This window comes from Geomonas oryzisoli (assembly GCF_018986915.1).
Classification (GTDB): domain Bacteria; phylum Desulfobacterota; class Desulfuromonadia; order Geobacterales; family Geobacteraceae; genus Geomonas; species Geomonas oryzisoli.
Genome location: NZ_CP076723.1, coordinates 2,881,899 through 2,905,879 on the forward strand (window position 1 = coordinate 2,881,899; position 23,981 = coordinate 2,905,879).

The window sequence follows — 23,981 nt, forward strand, 5'->3', positions numbered from 1 at the left end:
AGGCGATTTTTTTGTGGCGGGAGGGGACTGGCTCCGCCAGGTGCCTGTCCCCTTAGTGGTTGTGAAAGCCCGCTCAGTCGAATGAAGCGTTCCGCCAGAGGGACAGGCACCTGACGGAGCCAGTCCCTTCCGCCGCGCCCCCTCCCTCCGGAACCAACACTGTTCGCTGCTTGGGCAAAAAGAAAAGGGGGACCTTGCGGTCCCCCCCTCTCGTTGCGGGTAGTGCAGTCTGAGCTAGTTGTAAGCGGTCTCGGAGTGCTGGGTCTGGTCGAGGCCCATGATCTCCTCTTCCTTCTCGACGCGCAGCCCGATGGTCTTGTGCAGGACGAAGGCGATGACCAGGGTCACCACCACCGCGTAGACGGCTGCGGCGCCGACGGCGACCAGCTGGGTGACGAACTGCTTCATGTTGCCGGAGGTGAGGCCGGTAGCGCCGACGGTGGCGAAGACGCCGGTCAGGATGGCGCCGGTGGTGCCGCCCACGCCGTGCACGCCAAAGGCATCCAGGGAGTCGTCGTACTTAAGCTTCGCCTTGAGCAGCACGCCGCCGTAGCAGACCAGGCCGCCGGCAACGCCCATCAAGAGGGCGGCACCCGGCTGTACGAAGCCGGCTGCGGGGGTGATCACGACCAGGCCCGCCACCACGCCGGAGCCGAAGCCCAGGGCGGAAGGTTTGCCGGCATGGATCCACTCGGCGATCATCCAGGTGAGGCCGGCAGCGGCCGGTGCGATGGTGGTGGTCATGAAGGCCAGGCCGGCCAAGCCGCCAGCCGCGTCGGAGCAGCCGGCGCCCACGATGGCGGAACCCGCGTTGAAGCCGAACCAGCCGAACCAGAGCAGACCGACGCCGAGCAGGGTCAGCGGGAGGCTGTGCGGAGCCATGCGCTCGTTGGGGAAGCCGTGACGCTTGCCGAGGAAGAAGAGTACCACCAGGGCCGAGATACCGGAGGAGAGGTGAACGACGGTGCCGCCTGCGAAGTCAAGTGCGCCCATCTTGAAGAGCCAGCCGTCGGACATCCAGACCCAGTGCGCCAGCGGATCGTAGACCAGGGTGGTCCAGAGCAGCACGAACAGGCAGTAGGCGGAGAACTTGATCCTCTCGGCCAGTGCACCCGAAATCAGGGCCACGGTGATGATGGCGAACATGGCCTGGTACATGGCGAACACGTACTCGGGAATCGCGCCCGGCTCGGTCGGGACGTTCTGGAACAGCGCGTAGATCGCGTTGCCGTCCTTGAAGGTGATCAGCCCGTTCAAAAGGGCCTTGCTGAAGTCGCCCACCAGGCCGTGCCCCATGTCGGGGCCGAAGGCCAGGGAGTAGCCGATGATGGCCCACTGCACGCCGACGATGCCCATGGCCACCAGGGAGTGCATCATGGTCGAGAGGACGTTCTTCTGACGGACCATGCCGCCGTAGAACAGGGCGAGGCCCGGGGTCATGAAGAGGACCATGGCGGCGGAGACCAGCATCCATGCGGTGTCGCCGGTGTTGAGAACCGGGGCGACGTTCTTGGCAGCCGGCGCCGCGGCAGGGGCGGCGGCCGGTGCGGCTGCGGCCGGAGCAGGTGCGGCGGCGGGGGCGGCAGCGGCGGCGGGGGCTGCGGTGGCGGTGGCGGCAGCCGGCGCCGCGGCGGAATCGGCCGCCTTCTCCTCGGCGATGGCGAGGACCGGTACCAGCATCAGGCTGGCCAGGAGGGCCAGCTTCCCGAGTTTCATTGTGAGGCAGCTGGAAGCGGGCTTAGCTGCATCCTTTACCTTTTTAATGTCACGCATCATAACACTCTCCATTGATCGTATTTATGGGTTGGATTGAAAGATCCTGAAGTCCTAGATCGCCTCGTCGCCCTTCTCGCCGGTCCTGATGCGGACCGCGTCGTCCAGCGGAAGGATGAAGATCTTGCCGTCGCCGATCCTGCCGGTTTTGGCGGTATCCTCGATGGTGGCGACGGCCTTGACTGCCAGTTCGTCGGCCACGACGATTTCCAATTTCACCTTGGGTATGAAGTCCACGACGTACTCGGCGCCGCGGTACAGTTCCGTGTGTCCCTTCTGGCGCCCGTACCCCTTCACCTCGCTCACGGTGATCCCCTCGATTCCGATCTCGTTGAGGGCGTCCTTCACCTCATCCAGTTTGAACGGCTTGATGATTGCTTCGATCAGCTTCATCGCTTGCCTCCTTTGTTAGTAATGGCGGTGGATTTGTCGTTTGCACACTGCGTGCATCACAGGTCTTGCAGAACATTCAGCAGGCCGATCAGCCGGCTTGCAGACATAGCATCCATCGGTTCCAGGTTTCACCCTCTTTTCAGGCCCCTGAAGGCTTCGATGCCCTTGCCTTTTGTTCAACTTTGAATAAACAGCTTTGCAGCCTTGAAAACAGTCCCCCTTTCCCAATAATGATGCCCTCCACCACGACCTGCACCATTGCCTAAACGGGCGGGAAAGCCTTCTGCGGCACACCCTCGTGCCGTGTAACCATCCTTTAGCACAGGCTGTGCCAGCTCGCATCAACGCTTGCAACACATTGAAACATTGACGTTTTTAGCCTTCGTCGCGTAAACGCGGCCATATACAGGTCACTTATTGCGGCAGGTATGATGATTTTTTAGGCAAGGACGGAAACGAAGGGCATGACCGGTTAACCGGGGCTGCAGGTCAGCAGCCGGAGTCACTGGGGGCGGGATCTGTGGCCGGATCTGTGGCCGGATCTGTCGCCGGATCTGTGGCCGGTTCTGAAACGGCGGCATCAGTCGTAGCTGGATCAGTCGCGGCGGCATCAATGCCGGCCGGAGCTGTCGTAGCAGGATCGTTCACAGCGGGAGCTGTCATAGCGGGATCAGTCGCTGTGGGCAGGAACAGGCGGGGATACTCCTCCGGACGCATCGGCTTGCTGAAGAGGTACCCCTGGTACATATCGCAGCGGTTCCTGGTGAGGAATTCAAGCTGTGCCGGGGTCTCCACCCCTTCCGCGATCACCTGCAGCTTCAGGGTGTGCGCCATTTCGATGGTGGCCAGTGTGATGGCGGCGTCGTCGGGGTCGTTGGTGATGTCGTTGATGAAGGTCCGGTCGATCTTCAGCACGTCGAGCGGAAACCGCTTCAGGTAGGAAAGCGAGGAGAAGCCGGTGCCGAAGTCGTCGATCGCCAGGCGCACCCCCATCCCCTTGAGGGCCTGGAGCGTCTTCACGGTTCGCTCGGTGTGCGCCATGAGCACCCCTTCGGTGAGTTCCAGCTCCAAAAGGCCGGGGTCGAGACCACTGCGCTCCAGGACGGCGGTAACCGTGTCCAGCAACTCGTTCTTCAGAAACTGCTGCCCCGAGATGTTGACGGCGATGGTTACCGGCGGCAGCCCCTGGTCGATCCAGAGCTTGTGCTGGCGGCAGGCCTCCCTCATCACCCACTGGTCGATCTGGATCACCAGCCCGATCTCCTCGGCCAGCGGCAGGAAACGGCCGGGCTCCACCACCCCCAGTTCCTTGCTGTTCCACCGCACCAGGGCCTCGATGCCAACCACCTCGCCGGTCCGGCAGCTCACCTGGGGCTGGTAGTAGACCTGGAACTCCTCCTCCTTGAGCGCCTTATGGAGCTGGCTTTCCAGGATGATCCGTTCCAGCGCCTTGGCGTTCATCGACTCGTCGTAGATCTGGTAGCCGTTTCTCCCCTGCTCCTTGGCCTGGTACATGGCGCCGTCCGCGTTTCTGATCAGGTCGCTGGCGGTGGTCGCATCGAAGGGATAGAGACTGATGCCGATGCTGGTCGAGACGAATACCTCCTGCCCTTCCAGTGAATACGGTACCGATACCGCATCCAGGATGCGCCGGGCCACCTTGGCCACGTCCTGGAAGTGCTCTATGTCCGAGAGCATGATGGTGAACTCGTCGCCGCCCAACCGCGACACCAGCGAGGGGGGACAGTCGTCTTCGGCGCGGGCGAGGCAATCGCTTCTGCGCACGCAGCGCAGCAGGCGGTCGGCCACGTCCTGCAGCAACCGGTCGCCCACCCCGTGTCCCAGCGTGTCGTTCACCAGCTTGAAGCGGTCCAGGTCGAGGAACAGTACGGCCAGCATGCGGTCGTTGCGGTTGGCGAAGACCAGCGCCTGCTCCAGCTGCTGCTGGAAGAAGCGGCGGTTGGGGAGCCCGGTCAGGGCGTCGTAGTAGGCCAGCAGGCGGATCTGCTCCTCTGCCCGCTTGCGCTCGGTGATGTCCTGGATGGTGCCGGTCAGGCAGACGGCCTCCCCCTCCTCGTCCAGCACGGTCACCAGCTCGGCGTGCAGGGTCCGATCCCCACCGTCCAGGGTGACGCGGTAATCGAAGCTCAAGGGGGCGCGCTTGGCTATGGCGTCGTCGATGGAGCCCTGCACGAAGGCGCGGTCCTGGTGGTGCACCGGGTCGAGGATGGGGTTGCCGTCGCGGTGGCCGGGGTCGATGCAGCAGATGCTGTACACCTCTTCCGAGCAGCGGATCTCTCCGCTGGTGAGGTCCCATTCCCAGGAGCCTATGTGGGCGAGGCTCTGGGCGTGGGCGAGGCCGGCGCGGCTTTCCCTGAGCTGCTCGAGCGCGCTGCTTGCCCGCAGCATGTAACTCACCCGGTAGCCCAGGATGTGCCAGTTGATCGGCTTGGTGATGAAGTCGGTGGCGCCGACCTCGTAGGCGCAGTCGATGGACTCCAGGTCGTCCAGGCCGGTCATCATCAGGACCGGCGTGTCGCGCCCCCCCTCGGTGCGCCGGATGGCGCTGCAGACGGAGAAGCCGTCCACGCCGGGGAGCATGACGTCCAGGAGCACGAGATCCGGCGCGTAAGCGTGGAATTCTTCCAGCGCCTGCTCTCCGGTCTCGGCGTCGCGCACCGCGAACCCGGAGTTCTCCAGGGTCTCCCGGGCCAGCAGACGCACGGCCTGGTCGTCGTCCACCACCATGACCAGCGCGGTGGCGCGTTTGGACTTCCTGGTCAGCATAGCGGCCCTCCCCTCAAGGCATCCCGCACCAGCCGGTACTCCTCCTCGACCTGGTGTAAAAGCGGCAGCGCCCCTTCCGTTGAGCCCGCCCGGCCGAGGCTTTCCAGTTCCATGCAGACCCCGGCCAGGCGCAGGGCGCCCAGGTTGGCGCTGCTGGATTTGAAGCTGTGCGCGGCCGCCTTGAGCTTCTCCGCGTCTCCACCGGATTCGGCCTCGCGCATGGTCTGCAGCAGCGCCGGGGTGCTGGCCAAGTACAGGTCCACCACCTTGCGCAGGATCTCCACCCCGCGGTTGCCGGGAAGGGTGCGGATCATCTCCAGGGCGCCGCTCATCTTGTCGTGGGAGATCACCTCCAGAGCCTCGTCGGGAACGCCCTCCTCTGCCGCCGGGACAGTTGCGCCGTCCAGCAGCCGGTCCATCGCCTTGGCGATCTGCTCGCACGTGAAAGGCTTGGAGAGGTAGTCGTCGGCACCCGCCTCCAGGCAGGCGACCCGGTCCCCGGGCATGGCGTATGCGGTGAGCGCTATGATGGGTACGCGCCCCTCGCCGTCCTGCTCCCAGGCCCTGATCCGCCTGGTGGCCTCCAACCCGTCCAGGACCGGCATCTGGCAGTCCATGAAGACCACGTCGTAGCGGTTACGCTGGACCTCGCTCACGGCAGCGGCGCCGTCCTCCACCACCCGGACCCGGCAACCGAGGCTTTCCAGCATCCCCCTCCCCACCTCCTGGTTCACCACGTTATCCTCCACCAGGAGCACCTGGCGCTGACTCGGGACGGCGGCGCCGCAGCACCCAAGTGCCAGCCGCTCTTCGTCATCCATCCCCAGTGCCGCCATCACGGCCCGGTAGAGCCCCTCCTGGTGCAGCAGCCGCCGCGGGAAGGTCGCAATCTCCAGCTCCGCCAGGCGCGGGGCGCCCCCCTGCTCCTCCCGCTCGGTCAGGAGCAGGATCCGCAGCGAGCGTCCCGGCGGGACGGTGCGCATGGTGGCGGCTAGCTCGATCCCGTCGGTCCCCGCCAGGCGGTGGTCCAGGATAGCGACGTCGAACGGGGCGGTCACGATGCGGCAAAAGGCGTCCGGGGCATCGCCCACGCATTCCAGGTCCATCCCCCACGAACGGAGCTGTTCCCCGATCCCGTCCCGGGTCTGCTCATCGTCGCTCGCCAGGAGCACCCGCTTGTCGCGCAGGGCGCTGCAGCAGCGCTCGTGACGTGGGGCCTCCTCGTGGGGCTCGAGCCGTGCGGTGAAACTGAAGCGTGAGCCGCGCCCAGGCTCGCTCTCCAGCTCCAGCCCCCCCCCCATCAGCTCGGTCAGCTGCCGGGCGATGGCCAGCCCCAGGCCGGTGCCGCCGTACTTGCGGGTCATGGATTCATCCCCCTGGGTGAAGAGGTTGAAGATGCGTTGCTGCGCATCGGGGGCGATGCCGATGCCGGTATCCTCGACGCTGAAACGGACCAGGGCTGGAGGCTCGGCGACCGCCACGGAAAGGCACACCGACCCCTTCAAGGTGAATTTCACCGCGTTGCCCAGCAGGTTCACCATCACCTGGCGCAGCCTCCCCGGATCTCCGAGGAAGGTGTGCGGCAAGCCCGGTTCCAGTGCCAGGGTGAGCTCCAGCCCCTTCCTGGCCGCGTCCTCGGCACAGATGGCGACCGCATCGGCGGCCACCTGGTGCAGGTCGAACGGGATCTGTTCCAGCTCCATGCGCCCCGCCTCGATCTTGGAGAAGTCGAGGATGTTGTTGATGATGGAGAGAAGCGCCTCACCCGAGCGCCGCACCGTGTCCACGTAGCGGGCCTGCTCCTTGGTCAGGTCGGTGCCCAAAAGGAGCTCGGTCATGCCGAGCACGCCGTACATCGGGGTTCTGATCTCATGGCTCATCTGCGCGAGGAAATCCGATTTGGCCCGGTTGGCCGACTGCGCGCTCTGCATCGCTTCCCGCACGCTCTCCAGGCTCGTCTCGAGCTGCCGGTTCACCTGTGACAGTTCCTGGGTCCGTTCCGCCACCTCGAGCTCCAGCTCCTCGGAATGCAGCGCCAGGCGTTCGTCCCGGATCGAGATCTCCGCGAGCATGTTGTTGAAGCAGGCGAACAGGACCGCCAGTTCGTCCGCACCGGTGCGCTCCACCCTGACCCGGTAGTCCTGGTTTTGGGTGACGATTTCCATCTTCCGGCTCAGGTCCCGGATCGGCTCCGTGATGATCCAGTCGATGCGGCGGGAGAGCAGTACGGCCAGTACCGCCGATCCGAGCAGGGTCAGGGTGATCTGGAAGGAGGCGAAGAGCAGCGGCCGGGTGTTCCAGGGTGCGGTGGGTGAGGCGAGCGGATGGTAGCTGACGAAACTGAGGGTGAGACAAAGAAGCAGCAGCGTGTTGCAGCCGAGGAGAAGCGTGATCAGTCTGGATTTGAGTGAGCTCTTTCCCGGCCACGAAAGCTTCACGGCACCTCCTTCGTCGCATTCCGAGGGGGGAATTGACCGGCCGGAGCCCCCGCAGGGGCGCGGTCTCGTGATGCCCGGAAGGCAAACGTTAGAACTTTACAATATAAGGTCGGGATTTCAAGAAAGGCGGGCGGCTGCTGCGAGGGAGATGAAGTTGGCCAGGATGGCGTGGGAAGCGGAGTTGAACGCGGTCTCGGCGGCGATGAAGCCGGAGAGGTAGTCGGCGCGGGGGGTGAACAGGGCGTCCCAGCCGTCGACGATGGCGCGGTCCACCTCGGGGTGGAACTGTACGCCGTAGACGCAGCCGGGGAGCCGGAAGGCCTGGGCCGGGCAGGCGTCGGAGGAGGCGAGCAGCGCGCCGCCGGGGGGGACGGTGAAGCTGTCGTTATGGAGCTGGAAGGTAACGAAGGGACTGGGCACCCCGGCGAAGATAGGATCGGCGCTCCCCTCCCCGTTCAGATCGACGCGGCAGATCCCCATCTCGCGGTGCGGCGACGGCGAGCTCACCACGCCGCCGGCCGCGTGGGCGAGGAGCTGTCCCCCGAGGCAAATGCCCAAGAGCGGCGTCCCCGCCTTGATGGCGGCGGCGATGAACTCCAGCACCAGGGCCAGGTGCGGATGCTCGACCGTGTCGTGCGCCCCCATTTCCCCTCCCAGGACCACCACGCCGGTAAGCGCCGCCGGGTCGGGAAAGGCCTCGCCCGCGTAAGCGGCCAGGCACCGGTAGGGATGCCCGGAGTCTTCCAGCAGATGCAGCAGCCCCCCTGCCGGGCAGTGCGGGTCGTTTTGCACGATCAGAAACATCCTGCCTCCTCTTTATTTATCTCCCCGCTCGCTCCCCTCATTTCTTAACTGCGATCCGCCCACCGTCCCCGATCACCAGCGGCGAATCCGGGAAATCCTCGGAGGAAAGCCTGCGCATCAGGCGCAGGGCCCGGCGCTTGGGGTCGGGCTGCGGCCCGGTGTAACGGGACTGCCTGAAGGAGTCGATATTCCCCCCGAGAAAAGCGCCGTCGGCGGCTAGCTCAACGGTCAGCAGCGGCGCGTAACCGCTCTCACCGGCGACGCTCACCCCGCCGTAGGTGGCGAAGTTCCCCAGGCTGTAGGCGATCAGCCGCCCCCGGTACAGCTCCAGTGCGCGCGGCACGTGCGGGCCGTGGGCGAGCACCAGGTCGGCGCCCCGCTCGATGGCGTCGTGGGCGAAGCGGACCAGGTCGCCGCGAGGCTCGTCAAGGAAACGCTCCTCCCCGGGGGCCACGTGCAGCGCCCCCCTACCCTCGGCACCGGCGTGGATGGAGAGGATGACCAGGTCGTAGTCGCGGGCGGCACGCTCGATCTCCTGCAGGGGCTGTGCCGGGAAAACGATGGAGCGCGGCGGCGGGCCAAAGGAGAGCGCGATGACGGCGACGCGCACGCCGTGCAGGTCGAAGCGGGCGATCTCACCTTTCTTGCTGGAAAACTGCAGGCCCGCCCCGGAGAGCGCCTTCCTGGTCGCCTCCAGCCCGGCCGGGCCGAAGTCGCGGGCGTGGTTGTTGGCCAGGGAAAGGACCGAGAAGCCCGCCTCTTTCAGGTTCCGGGCGTATGTGGGGGGCGTGCGGAAAAGGTAACGGCGCCCGGGCAGGGGTTCCTTGGCCGGCGCTTCCTCGCTGCACAGGGGCCCCTCCAGGTTCCCCAGCGCGATGTCGGCGCGGCGCAGGTAAGATGTGACCGCGGCGAAGAGGTCCCCGCCGTCGCGGGGCGGCAGCTTGGGCGTCGGGAAGTCGCTTCCCATCATGATGTCCCCCACGGCCGCGACGGTGACGGTCGGCGCGCCGTAGGCGTTGAACGGCAGCAGGAGTAAAAAAAAGATGACGGCGCCCCGGATCGGGCGGAGGCTGGCGGTTATGCGGGTGAAATGGGACAGGGCGAGGTTCCTTTCGTGCCTGTTTAGGGTGCAGTGCGCCCGCTTTTTACGCTATGGCAGCGCGCTTGGTATGGCGTTGCTGTTCCCGTCTCCCCCCTGCGGAGGAGCCCAGGTGCGGGTGTCAGGATAGGGCGAATGATTATTCGCCCCAACAGGGACGGTGATCGCTCCCCCTCCCTCGACGGGAGGGGGTCGGGGGGGTGGGTGACGCTGCCATCAGTTCCTCTTTTGGCGCCATCCCACCCCCGTCCCACTACGCGTTCTTTCTCAACAGCCCCTCGGCGAGCACCTCAACCACGTCCCTGACCCGGACCTGGCCCGCCCCCTTGTCCTTGAGGCCGTCCTCCACCATGGTCATGCAGTACGGGCAGGCGACGCAGATGGTGTCCGGCTTCTGTGCCAAAAGCTCGTCGACGCGGGCGTGGTTCACCCTCTCGCCGGTGAACTCCTCCATCCACATGCGCCCGCCGCCGGCGCCGCAACAGAACGAGTTCCTGCCGTTGCGTTCCGCCTCGACGGCGGCGGTGCCGGTCGCCGCCTGGACCAGGGTGCGCGGCGCGTCGAAGATGTCGTTGTGGCGCCCGAGGTAGCAGGGGTCGTGGTAGGCGATCCGCCCCAGGCTGTCGTCCTTCTTGTCCAGCTTGATGCGCCCGCTCCGGATCAACTCGGCGATCAGCTCGCTCTGGTGCACCACCTCGAGCTCGAGGCCGTACTGGCGGTAGTCGTTCTTCAGCGTGGTGAGGCAGTGCGGGCAGAGGGTGATTACCTTTTTCACCCCTCGCTCGCGGAACAGCTCCACGTTCTCCAGGGCCATCTTCTCAAACAGGTACTCGTTGCCGAGCCTCCTCAACGAATCGCCGCAGCACTTCTCGTCCTTGCCCAGGATCCCCCACGAAACACCCGCCGCGTTCAGGACGGTGGCAAGCGCCACGGTGACCTGTTTCGCACGGGAATCGAAGGAACCGGCGCAGCCGACATAGAGGAGGTACTCGGTCTCGCCGGCCGCGAACGGCTTGACCGGAAGGGTCGAAACCCACTTGGCGCGCTCGCCCGGAGCGATGCCCCAGGGATTGGAGCGCTGCTCCATGTTCTCGAACAGGTTGAGCAGTTCCTCGGGGAAGCGCGACTCCGTCTCCACCAGGTGGCGCCGCATCTTGACGATCTTGGGCATCTGCTCGATCAGCACCGGGCAGGCCTCCATGCAGGCGCCGCAGGTGGTGCATGCCCAGATCGCCTCCTCGGTGTTGGTCCCCTCACCCTCGTCGCCGATGAGCGGCAGGGTGCCGCTTCTCCCCTCCCGGAGCGCGTGGCTGTTCTCCAGCAGGTTGGTCTTGATGGCATGCACGATCTGGCGCGGGTTCAATGGTTTGCCCGTAATCGCGGCAGGGCAGGCGGCCTGGCAGCGGCCACACTCGGTGCAGGAGAAGGAATCGAACAGGTCCTTCCAAGTGAAGCGCTCCACGCTCCCCACCCCGTAGACCGCCCCCTTCTCAAATTTCTCGCGCGGCTGGGTCGCGGGCCAGGTGAGCGCCCCGAAGTAGCAGTTAGGAATCGCGGTCAGGATGTGCATGTGCTTCGAATGCGGCAAAAAGCAGATGAAGGCGAAGAGCACGAAGGCGTGCAGCCACCAGGAGACGGAATATACCGTAGAGACCAGGGACGGATGCGCCGCGAGCGCGCCCCCGACCAGGCTGGAGATCGGCATGGCCGCGGTATCGTTCTCCGTGCCAAGGGCGACCATGGCGCCGTGCAGCCCGAAGTAGGCAAGCATCAAAAGCGCGATGAAGGAAAGGATCAGGAACGCCTCCGGGCTTTTCCCCTTCACGTAGAGGCTGTCCAGGTAGGGAGGCTTGACCACCAGGCGCCTGATGAAGGAGAAGGCGATGGCGAACAGCGTCAAAAGCGACACCACGTCGAAGGCGAACAGGAGCACCCGATGCATCCCCTCCGGCAGCAGGGCGAGGCTCACCGACGGGAATACGCCGTTCACCAGGAACTCGCCGTTGGCAAGCGCCAGGATCATGAAGGACCAGAAGATCACGAAGTGGTTCAGGCCGAAGGGCTTTCTCAGCACGCGCAACTGGCCGAAGGCGTACAGGAACATCTCCGAGAGACGACGCGCCGGCTGGTCCAGACGATCCTCGGGCTGGCCGTAGCAGACCAGCGAGAAGCGACGGTACACGCTCCAGCAGAAGAACAGGAGCGAGGCGACCAGGAGCGTCGTGAAGATAACGGTTTGCGGCATCATAGGTGTACCTCGTTATGGAATGCGGCGCTGCCGCGCAACTAATCGTTTCGGTTGATCACGCCTTGGAACGGGCAGCCTTGAGCGCCCTCAGCTTGTTGGTCAGCGCCGGGATGATCTTGAACAGGTCACCCACGAGGCCGTAGCTCGCCACCTCGAAGATCGGGGCCTCGGCGTCGCGGTTGATGGCGATCACCACGTCGGAGTCCTGCATGCCGACCAGGTGCTGGATGGCACCGGAGATGCCACAGGCGATGTAGACCTTGGGGCGCACCGTCTTTCCGGTCTGCCCCACCTGACGGTCCGGCGGCATCCAGCCGGCGTCCACAGCACTTCTGGAGGCGCCCACGACGCCCCCCAACACCTCGGCCAGCTCCTCGAGCATGGCAAAATTCTCCTTGGCCATCATGCCGCGCCCGCCGGAGACGATGAACTCGGCCCCGGCGATGTCGACCTTGGAGCCGCCGCCGTCCATGAGGATGTCCAGCACCTTGACCATCACCTGGTCCTCGGCCACCGGGACCGGCTCACGGACGATCTCCCCCCTGGCCTGCGCGTCGAAGTCGGGCATGGGCATCACGTGCGGGCGCACGGTCGACATCTGGGGGCGGAACTTGTCGCAGACGATGGTGGCCATGATGTTGCCGCCGAAGGCCGGACGGGTCTGCATCAGGTTTCCCTTGTCGTCGATGGAGAGCCCGGTGCAGTCCGCGGTGAGCCCGGTGGCGAGCACGGTGGCGACCACGCCGGCGAGATCGCGGCCAAGACCGGTGGCGCCCATCAGGATCACCTCCGGCTTGTACTTCTCGACCAAGGCGCACAGGCTCTTCTGGTACGCCTCGGTGCGGTAGTGGCGCAGTACCGGCGCGTCCATGAGGTAGACCTTCTCCGCGCCGTAGCCGAAGGCTTGGTCGCAGAGCTTCTCCACCCCCTCCCCCATCACCACGGCGCACAGCGGGCACTTCCTCGCCTGCGCCAGTTCCCTTCCTTTGCCCAGGAGTTCCCAGGAGACCTTGGCGGCCTCCCCCTCGGTCTGCTCCACGAAGACCCATACCCCGGAATAGGCGGCGAGCTTCTTCCTGAGGGCGGCCTCCTCGGCGTCTTCCTCCGAGGGCTCCGCACCGGCGGAAGAGGCGGCCATCTCCTGCAGGATGCGCAGCTCCTCCGGGGTGAAAGCCATCTCCAGCGCCTGTACCGGGCAGACCTTCACGCACTTGACGCAACCGATGCATCGGGAAGCATCGATGATCGGCTCGCCCGCATCGTTCATCTGGATCGCGTCGACCGGGCAGGCGCTCTGGCAGCGGGCTCCGCAGGCGATGCACTTGTTTTCCAGCAGCCTTGCCTTGCCGCGCGGTTTCTTGGGTGGTTTCACAGCATCGGTCATTGCTTTTCCCTTGGTAATTGGATTAAAGAGCCAGGAGATCCTTCTCCAGCATCTTGTCGATCAGCAGCTGTGCCGCCCCTTCCGGGTCGTGCACCCCGTCGCCCAGCATCTCCCCCTTGGCCCGCTCGGGCGAGAAGATGCGGCTTACCCAGGTGGGGGAGCCCTTGAGACCGATCGTGTTCACGTCGAGCTGCAGCACCTTGTTGTCCCAGACCTCGACCTGGGCGTCGGCGGATTCCAGGCGCATGGCCACGGTTGGGTAACGCGGCCGGTTCAGCTCGCGCACCACGGTGAGAAGCACAGGCAGCGGAGCCTCCACGTGTTCGTGGCGCCCTTCCAGCTTGCGGCTCACCCGGATCTTCTTGCCGGAGAGGTCGAGCTCGTCGACCCTGTCCACCAGGGTGAGCTGGGAGAAACTGAGCCGGGTGGCGATGCCGGGGCCGACCTGGGCGGTGTCGCCGTCGATGGTCTGCTTGCCGCAGATCACCACCCCGACCTCCTCTTCCTGGGCCAGTTTCTCGATCGCCGCGGCCAGCACCTTGCTGGTGGCGAGCGTGTCGGCGCCGCCGAAGCTGCGGTCGGAGAGGAGCACGGCGCGGTCCACCCCCTGGGCCAGCGCCTTTCTCAGCGTCGCCTCGGCATTGGGGGGGCCCATGGAGATGGCGGCCACGCGGCAGCCGAAGCGGTCCTTGAAGCGGAGCGCCTGCTCCACTGCGTGGGTATCGTAGGGGTTGACGATGAAGGGGACACCCTCACGGATCAGGGTGTTGGTGACGGGATCGATCTGTACCTGCGTTGTGTCGGGAACCTGCTTTACGCAGACAACTACGAGCATGGTGACCTCGGATGTTTTGATGCCTTCACGTTACTAGGAGAATTGGGAAAAAAAGTTGACTTAGGTCAAGGAGCGGATGTTTACAGAAAGGATCAGGGGAATCAGATACTGTACGGCGCCCGGTCGGCCCCCAAACCCCTTGCAATTTGCCGGATGATCTTCTACCATCACGCGAGTTCAGGTGGCCACTAAACACCCGAATCAGCGGGTGGAGATACATGTCCGACAGATATATCGAAAAAAACTTCCTCTACCTGCTGGCGCTGTCACTGCTGTTCCACGTAGCGGTATATGTAGTTATCATGATAATCCCCCCGGGACAACCCAAAACGGCACCGGAACCGACCATGGTGGACCTCACCGACCTGCCGGACCTGACGCCGCAGCCACAGCCCCAGCCCAAGGAGAAACCGGAGCCCAAGCCCGAGATCAAGCGGTATTCGGAAAAAGCGCAGCGTGTTGTCAAGGAGACGGCGCCGAAGGGGCGTGACGAGGTGGATCGGATGCTGCCCAGGACGAAGCCGCTGCCGCAAGTGAGCCGTCCGGTACTGGTGCCGAGACAGCCGGTCCCGCCTCAGGCGGTGCAGCCCTCCCAGGAAGCGGTCCAGCCGGGCCAGGGGATCTTCAAGCCCAAGGCGGCCCCCCTTCCGGAGCGCGCCCAGCTGTTTCCCAGCGCGACCAAGATGGCGCGCCTGGAGGAGAGCTACCGGGAAAAGTACCGCAGCGAAGTCGAGGAAGGCGACACCCGCTTCCTCAACACCGAAGACATCGTGTTCGGCTCGTTTTTACGCCGCCTGGAGACGGCGATCTACGGCGTGTGGCACTACCCGCAGGCGGCGCTTCTGCGCGGCATCGAGGGGACCACGCCGGTCCGGATCACCTTCAACCGCAAGGGCGAAATCGTCCGGGTCGACATGCTGGAAAGTTCGGGGAGCAAGATCCTCGACGACGAAGTGCTGCGTACCCTGAACGCCCTGGGGCCGATCGGCTCATTCCCCAAGGGTTACACCGGCGAAAACTTCAAACTGATTGCCTTCTTCCACTACGGCAGCGGCAGCGGCAGGCTGCACTAGCTGCCCCCACCGCCGCCTCGCGAAGTGCCTGCAACTAGCAGCCCAGCCGCTGCCTCAGAAACGCCTCGAAATCCCCGTTGAACTCACCGCGCTTGAGCGCCATGTCCACCGTCGCCTTCAGAAAGCCCAGCTTATCGCCGCAGTCGTGGCGAATGCCGTCGAAACGGCAGCCGTAGATCGGCTCCCTGCGCGACAGCGTCTTGATGGCGTCGGTCAACTGGATCTCGCCCCCCTTGCCCGGCTCCTGGTTTTCCAGGATTGGGAAGATCCCCGGGGTCAGGATGTAGCGGCCGATGATGGCGAGGTCCGAAGGCGCCTCCGCGACCGGCGGCTTCTCCACCAGGTCCAGCACCTCGAAGGCGCGTTTGGCAAGATGGTTCGCCTTGACGCAGCCATAGAAAGAGATTGTCTCGATGGGGACCTGCTCCAGGGCGAGCACCGGCGAACGGTAGGTCTCGTAGGTCTCCAGGAGCTGACCGAGACAGGGCTGCTGTGCGTCGATGATATCGTCTCCCAGAAGTACCGCGAAAGGCTCGTCGCCTACGAAGTCCTTGGCGCAGAGGATGGCGTGGCCGAGGCCCAGCGCCTCCTTCTGTCTCACGAAGAAGATGTTGGCCATCTCAGCGATCCGGCGCACCTGCTGCAGCTCGTGATCCTTCCCCTTCTCGTAGAGGAGCGACTCGAGCTCGAAGGAGATATCGAAGTGGTCCTCGATCGCCCTCTTGCCGCGCCCGGTGACGAAGAGGATCTGTTCGATTCCCGATGCTACCGCCTCCTCCACCACGTACTGCACCAGCGGCTTATCGATGAGCGGCAGCATCTCCTTGGGGGTGGACTTGGTAGCCGGCAGGAACCTGGTACCCAGGCCCGCGACCGGAAAGACCGCCTTTTTAACGCGCATAGCGACACTCCTTGCTCATATTGAATAAAAAATTGCAACAGCGTCCGCCTCGGCACCAGCGGCGCGCCTTGTATGGGTGCCGCCCGTGCCCAGGCGTCCCGTGCCCAGCGTCCCTTGCCACACACCGCCGCCCGAGCCCAGGCGTCCCCCCCTTGTCAAAGGGGGGACAGGGGGGATTTGTTTTACATCCCTCTTTTCGCCGACTCCAGCGTATTCTGCAGCAGCATGGTAATAGTCATCGGCCCCACGCCACCCGGCACCGGGGTGATGGCCGAAGCGCGCTCGCTGGCCGCCGCGAACTCGACGTCGCCGACAAGCTTCTTCTCCCCCACGCGGTTCACGCCGACGTCGATGACAACAGCCCCCTCCTTGATCCAGGCCCCCTTGATCATCTCCGGAACGCCCACCGCCGCGATCACCACGTCCGCCTGGGCCACCTTGCCGGCGAGATCGCGGGTCTTCGAATGGCACAGGGTCACCGTTGCGTTTTGCTGCAGGCACATGAAGGCGACCGGCTTACCCACGATGTTGGAGCGCCCCACCACGACCACTTCCTTGCCGGAGAGCTCGACTCCCGCTTCCTTGAGCATCACCATGACGCCGTAGGGGGTGCAGGGCTGGAACAGCGGCTTGCCGATCACCAGGCGCCCCACGTTGTAGGGATGGAAACCGTCGGCGTCCTTCTCCGGCGAGATCGCCTCCAGGATGCGCTCGGTGTTGATCTGCTTGGGGAGCGGCAACTGCACCAGGATGCCGTGGATCTTCGGGTCCGCGTTCAGCTTCTCGATCAGGGCCAAGAGCTCCGCCTCGCCGGTCTCGGCCGGCAGCTTGTACTCGTCCGAAAAGATCCCCACATCAGCGCATGCCTTCTCCTTCATGGAGACGTAGACCTTGCTGGCCGGGTCTTCCCCCACCAGTACCACGGCCAGACCGGGGACGATCCCCTGCTCCTTGAGTCGAGCCGCCTCTGCGCTGATCTCTGCGCGGATTTTCGCCGCGATGGCCTTTCCGTCGATGATTTTCGCCATTAACGTGCACCCCTCTTTTCACTGTAATATGCAGGCGCGGTGCGGGCGCGCGGGCCCCACCGACGTCAGGATTTAAGCTGTCGATAATAAGTAATGAGGAGGTTTTTGTAAAGGATTTTGCCGGGAAACGGGGCAAAAAAAGCCCCCCGCGAACGGGGGGCTGGTGGGTTGTGTGATCAGGAGGCCGAGGGGCAGCCGGCGCAGCTCCCGCCCGAAGGGCAGGAAGGCGCCGCCTTGGAGCTGCCGTAACCGTCTCCGTACCACCCTCCCCCTTTCAGCGAAAAGCCGGACTGGGAGATCAGCTTCTCGACCGGTCCGCCGCACTGGGGGCACTCGGAAGCGGGCGCGTCGGAGAACTTCTGGCGCAACTCAAAGGTATTATTGCAGCTTTTGCATTGATACTCGTAAAGTGGCATTTTTCTACTACCTCCTAATAAACTGTGACACCGGCCAAAAGACGGCTAAGGGCAGAATTAATATAAGGACCCGGCACCATCTTTGTCAAGGGGCAAGCTGGAGGCTCTGGGAAATCGCGAAGAGCAGGCGCGAGCGGTAGATGATGCCGACCACCTTCTTGCCGTCCACGACCGGCACCCTCTGGAAGCGGTGGGTGAGGAAGAGACGGGCCACGTCGCTGACGCTGGCGTCCTGGGTGACGGAGATGGGCTGGTGTTCCATGATGGCGGAGATGGGAAGATCCTTGATGCGATCGCACAGGGAGCCGAAGAAGGCGGGGTCGGATTTTCCCTCCGGCGCGCCGTCCATGATGGCCGTGATGATGCTGAGGGGCGTCAGGATCCCCGCAAGCCCTCCCCTTTCGTTGATCACGATCAGGCCCGGCGCCGCGTTCAGGAAACTCTCGTCGCCGAAGTTGCTCTTCATGATCCGGACCGCCTCTGCCACCGTGGTCTTGGTGGTGATGGACGGCACGTCCGTTACCATAATGTCTTTCGCCTTCATGGATGCTCCTTGTTTATTTTAAATAAGCGGAGAAGTTCATCCTGTTCCACCCCCTCCACCCTTACCACCTTGTGCCGGGATTTCGCCCCGGACTTGATGCTCACCTTGGACTTGGCGATGCCAAGGCTCTTGGCGATCAGCTCGACGCACTGCTTGTTGGCCGCGTCGTCCACCGGCGGCGAGGTGAGCCTGACGCGCAGCTCGCCGTCTTTGGGTCCGCAGATTTCGCTGCGCGAGGCGCGCGGCTGCACGTGCACCGTGAAGAGATGCCCCTCCGGTGTCTGCGTTACCCTGACCTCCTCGCTCATTTGTCCAGGGCGAGCAGCTTGTAGTAGGTATCCAGGAGGTTCTTGAAGCCGGACTCGAACTGGAGCTTGTCCCGTTTGAGATCCTGGATCTGGTTGTTCAACTGCACCAGCTTGTTCTCGGCGTCGGCGACGATGCGCTCACCCTTGAGCTCCGCCTCGGAGATCATGAGGTGCGCCTCCTTCTGGGCGTTGGCCTTCATCTCCTCGGTGATGCGCTGGGCCGCCAGCATGGTCTCGCGCAGCTGCGCCTCACGGGCCTCCATCTCGGTCATGGCGGTGGCGTTGCGGTTGAGGCGCTCCTTCAGGTCGTTGTTCTCCCTGATCAGTTCCTCCATCTCGCCGGCGACCACCTGCAGGAAGGCATCGACGTCCTCGGGGTCGAGTCCGCCTAGCATCTTCCCCTTGAACTGCTGCTGCTGGATGTCCATCGGGGTGATTTTCACAGGGTGCCCCCTCCTTTGAGTTGGTTGCTGAAGATCATCAGGTAGGTGTAGGCCGTATCGAAGACGATGATCTGCACCAGGTAGATGAGGGCGAAGAGGACCAGCGGCGAGAGATCGAGCATGCCGGTGTCGGGCATGTAGCGGCGGATGCGGCGCAGGGCGGGCTCGGTCACGCGGTAGATGAAGCTGACGATGGGGTTGTAGGGATCGGCATTGACCCAGGAGATGATGACGCTGGCCAGCAGGATGTACTTGTAGATCGTTAACAGACCACTGGCCAACTCGACTATCTTCGCAAGGGCCAAGAGGATGTTGGCAAGCAGGATCATTTTTCCCCCTCAGAGATTGGGTGGTTAAGCATGCCATGCTATACAGAAATCACGATGGTTTGTCAAGGGCGACCGGGGTGGTAACAAAGCGGTAACTATCAGCAAAGACGGATACAATTAACTCCGGGCAACAAATTAAAGAGAGGTTGCGGAGAACCGGCGAGATCGAGTCGGAGAGATTACATTCCAATTTACATATTGACTAAACGTTGGAGATGTTTTAAACAGGTGCGACAGAAACGAATGGAAGCACCACCGTCGCTGGTGGGCGGCCCGGTCTTCAAAACCGGTGTGGGGGGTGAGAAACTTCCCAGGTGGGTTCGATTCCCATGTGCTTCCGCCAATTACCGTTTCACCACGTTTCAACGTGATTCTAAACCCGCTAAATCAGCGGGTTTTTTATTTTTCAAGGTCCGATATGGTGCTATACTGATCGACAGAATGCGGGTAACTGTACGTATAACTTTGAGGGTAACAGGCAAAACGGTGTGTATAACTTTGGGTTTTACGTGCGTATAACTGGAGGCACGTTATGGGACTCACGGACCTTAAGATCAGGAAAGCACAGCCGAAAGATAAGGACTACAGACTGACGGATGGCGAGGGGCTCTTTCTGCAGGTGAACGCCAAGGGAGGCAAATGGTGGCGCTTCAGGTACCGCTTCGAAGGAAAGGAGCGGTTGCTGTCGCTCGGTACCTACCCGGATGTTTCCCTTGCGGACGCGCGGGAGCGCAGGCACCAGGCGAGGGCAATGGTCGCCAACGGACTGGACCCCTCCGGAGAACGGAAGAGGACCAAGGAAATCAAGGCCGAGCTGAAGGCCAACTGCTTCGAGAACATCGCCCGGGAATGGCATAAACACATGGTGGGCAACAAGGTGTGGTCGGCGGACCACGCAGCCACTATCTTGACCCGGCTGGAAAAGGACGTCTTCCCGTGGATCGGCCATAAACCTATCAGCGAGGTTGCCGCAAAGGACATCAGGGCCATCCTGGACCGGGTACGCTCGCGCGGCGTGATCGAGACGGCGCGCCGGGTCCGCACCATCCTTGGGCAGATCTACACCTTCGCCATCGCCACCGACCGGGCAAACTACGACATCTCGGCCGGCTTCAAGGGATATCTCCCCCCGACCAGCAAGACCCGCAAACACATGGCGTCGGTCACCGACCCGAAAGAACTCGCCCCGCTTCTGCGCGCGATCGACGCCTATCAGGGGGGACTGGTGGCCCAGTCCGCCCTGAAGCTTCTCCCGATGCTCTTCGTCCGGCCGGGGGAACTGAGGCACATGGAGTGGGCCGAGATCGACTTCGAAACCGCCGAGTGGAATATCCCGGGGGCAAAAATGAAGATGGGCCAGCCGCACCTGGTCCCCCTGTCCCAACAGGCAATCGACGTCCTGAAGGAGATCAAGCCCCTTACCGGCCATGGCAGGTACGTCTTCCCCTCCACCAGGTCCTTCTTCCGCTGCATGTCGGACAACACCATAAACGCCTCATTCAGGCGCATGGGCTTCGACAGCGGTACCATCGTCGGCCACGGCTTCCGGGCCACCGCTCGCACTATCCTGGACGAAATCCTCGGCTTCAGGCCCGACCTCATCGAGCACCAACTGGCCCATGCGGTACGGGACCCGAACGGCCGAGCCTACAACCGGACGGCCTTCCTCGCCCAGCGCAAAGAGATGATGCAGGTCTGGTCCGACTACCTGGACGGCTTGAAGGCAGGGGCGAAAATACTCCCGTTCCGGAAAACCAGCAAGGAATGATACACATGGGGGCGCCGCGAGTTTAGTGGCGCCCCCTACCCCCTCCCCCCCTCCCCCATGGCGGAAAAATGACAATATGCTACCCTTGCACAGTCTAAGAGGCCCCACCTGCACAACGAAAAAAACGCATGCGAACGGCGCTCGGCGCCGGGGAGGCTGGGATGGGAGGCGAGATCCCGGAGTACGGACTGTTGCGACTTTCGAAGGTCCTGCAATTGATTCCCGTCAGCAAGACCACCTGGTGGGCCGGAGTGAGGAGCGGCCGGTTTCCAAAGCCGGTGAAGCTCGGGCCGCACACGACCTGCTGGTACTGGCAGGACATCCTGCCCCTGATCGAGAAGCCACCGCCTAGATCCTGACAGCGGAGAGCAAGCTCCTTATCCGTTAATAGCAAACCTTCTTATTTACGTTTATGACCTTATGTGTTAATAGTGGCAAAAACTATTAACGGATAAGCCATGCGTAAAACCGACCTAAGCCCTAACCGTCAACAACTGCTGGTCCCCCTGGACTCGCACCCGGGCGCGCTCGCCCTGGTGCCTCCCCCTACCCCCACGCACCTGCAGCTTCCGAATCTGAGAGGTGAGATCGCCAAGGCCCACGAGGCGCTCGGACGCCTCCAGGCCTCGGCCGCCTCCCTCCCCAATCCGAACCTGATAACCAGGACCCTGGACCGCCGGGAAGCGGTGCGAAGCAGTCAGATCGAAGGGACAAGTTCCGACCTCGATGACGTCCTCACCTTCGAGGCAACCGGCAGCGACGAAGGGCTTCCCCCCGACGTCGTGGTCACCCTGAATTACGTGAAGGCCTTAGAGTACGGGCTGGCAAAAGTAAGCCAAAACGGGGTCGGCGCGCTCAACATCGAGCTGATAAAGGAACTGCATGCCCGGCTCATGGATGGCGTCCGTGGTTACGGCGACAAGCCGGGTGAACTGCGCACCCGCCAGAACTGGATCGGGGGCCTCAGGATCTACGACGCGAAGTTCGTCCCCCCTCCTGCCGACCGCGTCAAGGAGTGCCTGGAGGACCTGGTGCGCGTGCTCCAATACGCTCCCGCCGAGGAGGATTTCTTCGAGGTACCGCTCGTCATGCGCATGGCGATCGTGCACGCGCAGTTCGAAACCATCCACCCCTTCATCGACGGCAACGGCCGCGTCGGGCGCATCATCCTCCCCCTCATGCTCGCCGCAGAAGGGTATCCCCCCGTCTACCTCGCCGGGTTCATGAAGGCCAACCAGGCCGCCTATTACGAGACCCTTGGGGCCGTGCAGCTCAAGGGGGAGTGGACCGAATGGGTCAGGTTCGTCGCCACCGGCGTCGAGGTCGCCTGCCGGGAGTCGATGCAGACCGCGCAGGAACTCACCGCCCTTCTTGCCCAGTGGCAGGAGCGGATCACAAACCTGAAACTTCGCGCCGACGCCGCCGCCTACCGGCTCCCGGAACTCCTGATGGGAACCCCGGTGGTGACGGCGACCCGCGCCGCCGAGGCCCTTGGTATCGCCTTCCCTGCAGCCAACCGGGCCCTGGCGCAACTGCAGGAGGTCGGCATCGTGGCACCGCTTGACGAGCGGAAAAGAAACCGGGTCTTCGTGGCCAAAGAGGTGTTGGAACTCCTGAGTCGCCCGACGTTACCGGAGCGATACTGACGCACCGCCGCCTTAAGATGGGACAGGTGAACTACTCCTTGCACCTTTTGGGTATTTGCGGGTATATTTACGGGTGGAGGGGGCGGATGATTAGACAGGAAACCATAACCATCGACGCGACGGTACTGAACCTGGTTGCGGAACTGGATGAGTTCAAGGGGCGCTGGGAGCTGCTGGGAAAACTCGCTCCGGACGTGTTGCAGTCGCTGCGCCGTGTAGCCACTATCGAATCGGTCGGGTCCTCGACCAGGCTCGAAGGGGCGAAGCTTTCAGACCACCAGGTGGAGCTTCTGCTCGCCAACCTCGACGTCAATTCCTTCCGCTCGCGTGACGAGGAGGAGGTCGCAGGCTATGCCGAGGCCATGGGAGTGGTCTTTGATTCCTGGGAGCAAATCACGCTCACCGAAAATCACGTGAAGCAACTGCACGGGATCCTCCTCAAGTACAGCGGCAAGGACCTTACCCACCGCGGAGAATACAAGAAGTTCCCCAACAACGTCGAGGCCTTCGACCCCGACGGAAAAAGCCTGGGCGTCATCTTCGAAACCGCCTCCCCCTTCGATACTTCCAGGCTCATGGCGGAGCTCATCGACGCTACCCGCCGCGCACTCTCGGAGCGGGAACTCCACCCGCTGCTGGTCGTTGCGGCCTTCACGGTGCACTTCCTCGCCATCCACCCTTTTCAGGACGGCAACGGCCGGCTCTCCCGGGTGCTCACCACGCTCCTCTTGACTCGGAGCGGCTACCGCTACGTCCCCTATAGCTCACTTGAGCGGGTGATCGAGGAAAACAAGGACGCCTATTACCGCGCGCTTCGGCAAGCGCAGCGGGAGATCCGCAGCGAGAAAGAGAACCTGGACCCTTGGGTGCGCTTCTTCCTGCAGAGCCTGAAAAGGCAGAAGGACGCACTCCTTTACAAGGTGGAACGGGAAAATCTCCTGGAAAGAATGTCGCCGGTAGCGGAGCGGATGGTGGCACTTGCCAGGGAGCGCGGGAGGGTCACCATTTCCGATGCGGTCGAGCTGCTCGGTCTGAACCGAAACACGGCCAAGCTTCACTTCCGCCAGCTAGTACAAGAGGGGCACCTTCTGCAGCACGGCAGCGGCAGGGGGACCTGGTACTCGCCCGGACGTTAGGCACTTCTGCCCGGATCTTATCGGCATAACTCACGCGATGAAGGAAAGGAGGCCGGTCCGGAAACCGCGAGCCAGTCGCGGCTTCCGGACTGGCCGCGACCGTCAAAGCGGCCGGTACGAAGTGCCGGCGGCTTTGGTCCAAGCACCCCGCCTTGGCAGTTGCAGAAAAGTCGTCGACGGATCAGTAATAGGTCCCTTCAGGCCGCGGGAAGACGTTTTGAAAACGCCCCACCTCGGCCTTGTCGTGCTCGACGATCTTCTTCTCCAGAAGAGCGTAAAGGTACTCCAGGCGCTCTTTCTCGTTTATGCTTGCCTCGCTGAATTTTCCGTCCATCCTCTCCCCGAAAACGGCAATGAGGTCGTAGAGTGCGAGCATGTTTTTCTCCAGCACGGCGACTCGGTCCAGCAGTGAATCCGCCTCCCGATTCTGCATTTCGACAAGGCCGATTGCATGGTCAATCAGGTCGTTAACGGAGACGTCTTTCTGCCGGGCCATGCGGCTGATTTTCTCCACAAGCTCCCGCTCCAGGCGGGCCGTCAGCATCACCTTCGAGGACATGATCCACCTCCTTGTTCCCGCCCAACAGCCGCAGGCGGAAAGCTTGCGATCTGGCGCCAGCCAAGTACC

At 63.4% G+C, this 23,981-nt stretch carries 22 protein-coding genes and 1 tRNA gene; 6 read left to right on the plus strand and 17 right to left on the minus strand.

Features of this window, described 5'->3' with window-relative positions; genetic code table 11:
- Positions 1–234: 234 nt before the first annotated feature.
- From KP004_RS12590 to KP004_RS12630, 9 genes are all read right to left on the minus strand, one after another.
- Positions 235–1,716 carry an ammonium transporter gene (locus KP004_RS12590; RefSeq protein WP_275423136.1) on the minus strand — a complete coding sequence of 494 codons (1,482 nt, stop codon included), beginning with the start codon at positions 1,714–1,716 and terminating at the stop codon, positions 235–237.
- Between the two features lie 111 nt (positions 1,717–1,827).
- Positions 1,828–2,166: a P-II family nitrogen regulator gene (locus KP004_RS12595; RefSeq protein WP_216798883.1), complete on the minus strand. Its 339-nt coding sequence runs from the start codon at positions 2,164–2,166 to the stop codon at positions 1,828–1,830.
- Positions 2,167–2,655: 489 nt separating this feature from the next.
- A complete protein-coding gene (locus KP004_RS12600) occupies positions 2,656–4,953 on the minus strand; it encodes a putative bifunctional diguanylate cyclase/phosphodiesterase (RefSeq protein WP_239026797.1) in 2,298 nt (765 codons plus the stop codon).
- A complete protein-coding gene (locus tag KP004_RS12605; RefSeq protein WP_216798884.1) occupies positions 4,947–7,391 on the minus strand; it encodes a response regulator in 2,445 nt (814 codons plus the stop codon). Before KP004_RS12605 ends, KP004_RS12600 begins: the two co-directional genes overlap by 7 nt.
- A gap of 117 nt (positions 7,392–7,508) precedes the next feature.
- Positions 7,509–8,195, minus strand: coding sequence for a type 1 glutamine amidotransferase (locus tag KP004_RS12610; protein WP_216798885.1), 687 nt, complete (start codon positions 8,193–8,195; stop codon positions 7,509–7,511).
- 37 nt (positions 8,196–8,232) lie between these two features.
- The gene (locus KP004_RS12615; RefSeq protein ID WP_239026798.1) at positions 8,233–9,165 is read right to left on the minus strand and encodes a CapA family protein; all 933 of its coding nucleotides are present in this window, start codon (positions 9,163–9,165) and stop codon (positions 8,233–8,235) included.
- A gap of 382 nt (positions 9,166–9,547) precedes the next feature.
- Positions 9,548–11,542 (minus strand): (Fe-S)-binding protein, encoded by a 1,995-nt coding sequence (locus tag KP004_RS12620; protein ID WP_216798886.1) that lies wholly within the window; start codon positions 11,540–11,542, stop codon positions 9,548–9,550.
- A gap of 55 nt (positions 11,543–11,597) precedes the next feature.
- Positions 11,598–12,926: an FAD-binding protein gene (locus KP004_RS12625; RefSeq protein ID WP_216798887.1), complete on the minus strand. Its 1,329-nt coding sequence runs from the start codon at positions 12,924–12,926 to the stop codon at positions 11,598–11,600.
- Between the two features lie 22 nt (positions 12,927–12,948).
- Positions 12,949–13,761 (minus strand): electron transfer flavoprotein subunit beta/FixA family protein, encoded by an 813-nt coding sequence (locus tag KP004_RS12630; RefSeq protein WP_216798888.1) that lies wholly within the window; start codon positions 13,759–13,761, stop codon positions 12,949–12,951.
- Positions 13,762–13,979: 218 nt separating this feature from the next.
- Here KP004_RS12630 and KP004_RS12635 point away from each other — a divergent pair, with 218 nt between their 5' ends.
- The gene (locus tag KP004_RS12635) at positions 13,980–14,834 is read left to right on the plus strand and encodes an energy transducer TonB (RefSeq protein ID WP_216798889.1); all 855 of its coding nucleotides are present in this window, start codon (positions 13,980–13,982) and stop codon (positions 14,832–14,834) included.
- A gap of 34 nt (positions 14,835–14,868) precedes the next feature.
- On the opposite strand, the gene galU is transcribed toward KP004_RS12635, so the two are convergent.
- From galU to KP004_RS12670, 7 genes are all read right to left on the minus strand, one after another.
- On the minus strand, positions 14,869–15,735 hold the full coding sequence (gene galU, locus KP004_RS12640; protein ID WP_216798890.1) for a UTP--glucose-1-phosphate uridylyltransferase GalU: 867 nt from the start codon (positions 15,733–15,735) through the stop codon (positions 14,869–14,871).
- 182 nt (positions 15,736–15,917) lie between these two features.
- Entirely contained in the window at positions 15,918–16,763 is an 846-nt protein-coding gene (gene folD / locus KP004_RS12645; RefSeq protein WP_216798891.1) for a bifunctional methylenetetrahydrofolate dehydrogenase/methenyltetrahydrofolate cyclohydrolase FolD, read from the minus strand.
- Positions 16,764–16,939: 176 nt separating this feature from the next.
- Positions 16,940–17,179 (minus strand): FmdB family zinc ribbon protein, encoded by a 240-nt coding sequence (locus KP004_RS12650; protein ID WP_216798892.1) that lies wholly within the window; start codon positions 17,177–17,179, stop codon positions 16,940–16,942.
- A gap of 85 nt (positions 17,180–17,264) precedes the next feature.
- Positions 17,265–17,723 (minus strand): CBS domain-containing protein, encoded by a 459-nt coding sequence (locus KP004_RS12655; RefSeq protein WP_216798893.1) that lies wholly within the window; start codon positions 17,721–17,723, stop codon positions 17,265–17,267.
- Entirely contained in the window at positions 17,720–18,031 is a 312-nt protein-coding gene (locus KP004_RS12660) for a DUF167 domain-containing protein (RefSeq protein WP_216798894.1), read from the minus strand. Before KP004_RS12660 ends, KP004_RS12655 begins: the two co-directional genes overlap by 4 nt.
- Positions 18,028–18,474: a DivIVA domain-containing protein gene (locus tag KP004_RS12665; protein ID WP_216798895.1), complete on the minus strand. Its 447-nt coding sequence runs from the start codon at positions 18,472–18,474 to the stop codon at positions 18,028–18,030. Before KP004_RS12665 ends, KP004_RS12660 begins: the two co-directional genes overlap by 4 nt.
- Complete coding sequence (locus KP004_RS12670; protein WP_216798896.1) at positions 18,471–18,803, minus strand: YggT family protein; 333 nt, start codon at positions 18,801–18,803, stop codon at positions 18,471–18,473. The genes KP004_RS12665 and KP004_RS12670 overlap by 4 nt, the downstream gene beginning before the upstream one ends.
- A gap of 245 nt (positions 18,804–19,048) precedes the next feature.
- Between KP004_RS12670 and KP004_RS12675 the strand changes: the two genes are divergently transcribed.
- The 5 genes from KP004_RS12675 to KP004_RS12695 all read left to right on the plus strand — a co-directional run bounded on the left by KP004_RS12675 (position 19,049) and on the right by KP004_RS12695 (position 23,353).
- A tRNA-Sec gene (locus KP004_RS12675) sits at positions 19,049–19,146 on the plus strand.
- Between the two features lie 189 nt (positions 19,147–19,335).
- Complete coding sequence (locus tag KP004_RS12680) at positions 19,336–20,571, plus strand: tyrosine-type recombinase/integrase (RefSeq protein ID WP_216798897.1); 1,236 nt, start codon at positions 19,336–19,338, stop codon at positions 20,569–20,571.
- Positions 20,572–20,732: 161 nt separating this feature from the next.
- Complete coding sequence (locus KP004_RS12685) at positions 20,733–20,930, plus strand: helix-turn-helix transcriptional regulator (protein WP_216798898.1); 198 nt, start codon at positions 20,733–20,735, stop codon at positions 20,928–20,930.
- Between the two features lie 99 nt (positions 20,931–21,029).
- The gene (locus KP004_RS12690) at positions 21,030–22,217 is read left to right on the plus strand and encodes a Fic family protein (RefSeq protein ID WP_216798899.1); all 1,188 of its coding nucleotides are present in this window, start codon (positions 21,030–21,032) and stop codon (positions 22,215–22,217) included.
- 86 nt (positions 22,218–22,303) lie between these two features.
- Positions 22,304–23,353, plus strand: a complete 1,050-nt coding sequence (locus tag KP004_RS12695; RefSeq protein ID WP_216798900.1) for a Fic family protein — start codon at positions 22,304–22,306, stop codon at positions 23,351–23,353.
- Positions 23,354–23,534: 181 nt separating this feature from the next.
- Here the strand turns inward: KP004_RS12695 and KP004_RS12700 are convergent, their stop codons facing one another.
- On the minus strand, positions 23,535–23,912 hold the full coding sequence (locus tag KP004_RS12700; protein WP_216798901.1) for a hypothetical protein: 378 nt from the start codon (positions 23,910–23,912) through the stop codon (positions 23,535–23,537).
- Between the last annotated feature and the right edge of the window lie 69 nt (positions 23,913–23,981).